Here is a 4282-nt window from a genome sequence, read left to right on the forward strand (position 1 = left end):
TGTTGTGCTACTTTTTTCTGTTGTTTTAGTCGTTTTACTGTTTTACGATGTGTTTTGGGAGAAATCATCCCATGGTTATAGAGAATGGTACGAACAGTTGTATCTGTTAAATTGATGCCATGTTCTTGTTTTAAAATTTCAGTAAAATGAACAACATTAGGTTTTAAATTGGTAAATGATTGGTATAATTCTACAATAAAAGTTTTAGTAGATTCAGGTAGACTATGCTTTGGAGAGCGTTTTTTATTTTTATGAGAAAAAGCTGACTTACCCAATTGAACATAATTGTGAAGTAGTCGGTTAATTTGTCTTAATGATAATGTTAATTCAACACAGGCACGTTGTTTTGTTTTTTTGCCATGATGAACGGCTTTGATGACGTTATATTTTTTTATTTCATTCACTGTTAATTCTATCCTTTTCATATCTCTAGTTTATCATTTTGGGACATTTTGTCATTCGATTACTTTAAGACATTATCACATTCGATTGATACTGACACAAATTTAAAGTTTTTAGTTAAATTAATTTTGAGCTTAAAGCATTTTATCCGCTAATATCTCAGACTACCTTGATTTTAAGTGTTTTATATATGAAATAATAGCGTATTAGTTTTAACATGTGAATATTAGGTTGTTCTAGTATATAAGTGCTTTTCTCAATGTCTATGTTAGAATATAGAATTATTGATAATCACGATAATTTAGAGAATATGGACTATGTGTAAATGGTTTAGCACCTTGAGGAGTGACGTAGAAGCAATCTTCAATACGAATCCCAATTTTATTTGGTAAATAAATCCCCGGTTCAATAGAAAAACACATATTTTCTTGCAAAATAAAGTCATTTCCACTTGCAATCGATGGAAACTCATGAACACTTTGTCCAATGCCGTGTCCTAAGCGGTGTGTGAAATAATCCCCGTATCCATATTGACTAATAATGTCTCTAGCAATTTGATCTAATTCTCCAGCAGTCATTCCAATTTTAACAGCATCTCTAGCAGCATGATGTGCCTCCAATACGATGTTGTATAATTTTTCTTGCTCTTTTGATAGTGTATCTCCAAAAAACAGAGTACGAGTCATGTCGCTGGCATATCCTTGATAAAGTGTTCCTAAATCTACTAATACAAACTCATTAAACTGAATAGGTGTATTTCCGGGTTCTCCATGTGGATTTGCAGCGTTAGCTTGTGAAAGAACCATTGTATCGAAACTCATTTTTGGCACATGATGTTTTTTTAATTGATACTCAATATGGGCTAAAATATCTGACTCATTACGATTAATGTCTAATGCTTGTGCAGCAAATTTTATCGCTAAATCAGCAGTTTTTCCCGCACCTAACATGAGTTCAATTTCATGAGGTGTTTTAATTAAACGCATATTTTGAATGAGTGTAGACACATTATGAGAGAAACTTACAAAAGGTAAAGCGTGTTGTAAGCGTTCAAGTGTTGTCATAGTAACATAATCTTTTTCAATAGAGCAGCGAATAGATTTTGATTGATAATGTGATAACGTGTGTGCTAATGTTTCCCAAGGCGATTGACTATCTAAATAAGACACTAATTCTATCCCTTTTACTTGTGCCAACGCTTTTTCATAATCTAAGGCAGGAAGAATTAACAAAGGATTTGAATCCATACGCATAACCAATAGCATTAAACGTTCATGTGGCTCACTATGAAACCCTGTTAAATATCCAATTGTTGATGGATTTTGCACGAAGCATAAGTCAATATTGTCTTGTTGTAATTTTCTTTGTAAAGTATGTAAAATGCTCATAAAAATTCCTCTATTTCTATTAAGATATATGTATAGTAACATAAAATTAGAAAAAATGTTGTTATCTAGTGAGTAAAAACCTTACTTTTTTGCCTAAACATGAAAAAATGAAACAAAATAAAAATCTTTTCATAATTTTTTTAAGAAACAACTAGACATTTAATGAAATTACCTTATACTATATATAAACGCCTGTAAAGTGAGGAGAACAATGATGTCAAATACGATAAAAGTAGGCTTATTAGGGTTTGGAACTGTAGGTACGGGAGTGCTTCGTATCATTAAAGCTCACAGTCAAAAAATAGAAAAAACAATTGGACAAACATTTGATATTACAAAAGTATTAGTCCGACAAATCGAAAAGTATCAGAATAATGAAGAACTTGCACATATTACATTAACAACAAATATAGACGATATTTTAAACGATGCATCTATTGATATGGTTGTTGAAGTTATGGGAAGTGTTGATATTGCAAGAGATTATATTATTAGAGCATTAAAAGCAAAAAAACATGTTGTCACAGCCAATAAAGATTTAATTGCTTTACATGGAGATGAACTGATGAAATTGGCAGGTCAGCAGCATTGTGACTTATATTATGAAGCAAGTGTTGCCGGAGGTATTCCAATTTTACGTACATTAGTGAATAGTATGGCATCTGATGAAATAAAAGAAGTTGTGGGAATTGTCAATGGCACAACGAATTATATGTTGACTAAAATGACAGAAAACGGACTATCTTATCAAGAAGCACTTGCACAGGCTCAAGCATTAGGATTTGCAGAGGCTAACCCAAGTAGTGATGTAGACGGTTTAGATGCCGCTAGAAAAATGGTCATTTTAACACGTTTAGCATTTGGCATGCAAATTGATTTAGATGATATTACAACAACAGGCATTACGCAAATTGATAGAGAAGACATTCAAAATGCAAAACAATTAGGGTATGTGATTAAATTATTAGGAACAGCTAAAGAAATTGATGAAAAAGTATACGTTGAAGTTGGCCCAGTTTTAATTAAAGATAATCATCCTTTATCAAATGTTCAAAATGAAAATAATGCTGTGTTTGTAGTGGGTGCAGCAGTTGGAAAAACAATGTACTATGGACCGGGTGCTGGAGAACTCCCAACGGCTAATTCTGTTGTTAGTGATATGATTAATATTGCGAAAAACATGACTTTACAAACAACTGGTAATATTTTTTCACATTATTCACGTCAAAAAGCACTTTTACCTAAGGAAAAAATAAAATCTCCATATTATTTCCGGTTAAATATGTTAGATGAAACAGGACGATTTTTGGAAATGACCAAAATTTTTGCAGAGGCAGGAGCGAGCTTTGCCAAAGTAAAACAAGATCAAGTGAATAATGATATTGCAAGCATTATGATTATTACACATCCAATGAGTGTTGATATGTATGATAAAATTATGGATAAACTTAGTCAATACGAGGCAGTTACAGTTAAGCTAGCCATGAAAGTTTTAGAAAATTAAACATAGTATTATGTTAAACAAGAAAAATGATAGCTTGATACGATAAAAATTAAGGGAATTCGCGACATTATGTTGACGGATTCCTTTTAATAGTAGTATGTGATGACTTTTTTGTGTGCTAAGATGAGTTATTGTCCATTTACAAAGCTGTTTAATTTGAGGTGATTTTTAATAAATAGACGTCTGTTGAGTTGATATAAAGTTTGAGCTAAATATTTCTAAAAAATCAGCTATCTAAATAGGGAACTTACTCTATTTTGCTTATATATCAAAATATTATTTGATAATTTATTCATTTATTTTTTTCTTTGTGAAAATGCGGATATCTTTGTTTAGATAATTTAACTTTTTCATAAAAATATTAGAAAGATATCAATCGAATGTGATAATGTCTTAAAGTAATCGAATGACAAAATGTCCCAAAATGATAAACTAGAGATATGAAAAGGATAGAATTAACAGTGAATGAAATAAAAAAATATAACGTCATCAAAGCCGTTCATCATGGCAAAAAAACAAAACAACGTGCCTGTGTCGAATTAACTTTATCATTAAGACAAATTAACCGACTACTTAACAATTATGTTCAATTGGGTAAGTCAGCTTTTTCTCATAAAAATAAAAAACGCTCTCCAAAGCATAGTCTACCTGAATCTACTAAAACTTTTATTGTAGAACTATACCAATCATTTACCAATTTAAAACCTAATGTTGTTCATTTTACTGAAATTTTAAAACAAGAACATGGCATCAATTTAACAGATACAACTGTTCGTACCATTCTCTATAACCATGGGATGATTTCTCCCAAAACACATCGTAAAACAGTAAAACGACTAAAACAACAGAAAAAAGTAGCACAACAGGTGAGACATGAATTGTCTACAAACTTACCCCGTTCTTGTGAGTTTCTAGCAGATAGTAACACTATCCACCCTAGTCGTCCGAGAAAAAAATATTGTGGCGAACTGATACAAATGGACGCTAG

At 31.5% G+C, this 4282-nt stretch carries 2 protein-coding genes and 2 pseudogenes; 2 read left to right on the top strand and 2 right to left on the bottom strand.

Features of this window, described 5'->3' with window-relative positions; all coding sequences use genetic code 11:
• Positions 1-425, bottom strand: a pseudogene (locus tag E4T68_RS08485) (helix-turn-helix domain-containing protein); the annotation flags it as partial.
• 258 nt (positions 426-683) lie between these two features.
• A complete protein-coding gene (locus E4T68_RS08490) occupies positions 684-1790 on the bottom strand; it encodes a Xaa-Pro peptidase family protein (RefSeq protein WP_135125962.1) in 1107 nt (368 codons plus the stop codon).
• 214 nt (positions 1791-2004) lie between these two features.
• Here E4T68_RS08490 and E4T68_RS08495 point away from each other — a divergent pair, with 214 nt between their 5' ends.
• Both E4T68_RS08495 and E4T68_RS08500 read left to right on the top strand, forming a co-directional pair.
• Positions 2005-3294, top strand: a complete 1290-nt coding sequence (locus E4T68_RS08495) for a homoserine dehydrogenase (RefSeq protein ID WP_135125964.1) — start codon at positions 2005-2007, stop codon at positions 3292-3294.
• A gap of 440 nt (positions 3295-3734) precedes the next feature.
• A pseudogene (locus tag E4T68_RS08500) lies at positions 3735-4282 on the top strand (helix-turn-helix domain-containing protein); the annotation flags it as partial.

Source organism: Granulicatella sp. WM01 (assembly GCF_004570605.1).
GTDB lineage: Bacteria > Bacillota > Bacilli > Lactobacillales > Aerococcaceae > WM01.

Bases quoted from the DNA above. Each gene is read 5' to 3' on its own strand.
- E4T68_RS08490 (WP_135125962.1), bottom strand. From the start codon at position 1,790: ATGAGCATTTTACATACTTTACAAAGAAAATTACAACAAGACAATATT.
- E4T68_RS08495 (WP_135125964.1), top strand. From the start codon at position 2,005: ATGTCAAATACGATAAAAGTAGGCTTATTAGGGTTTGGAACTGTAGGT.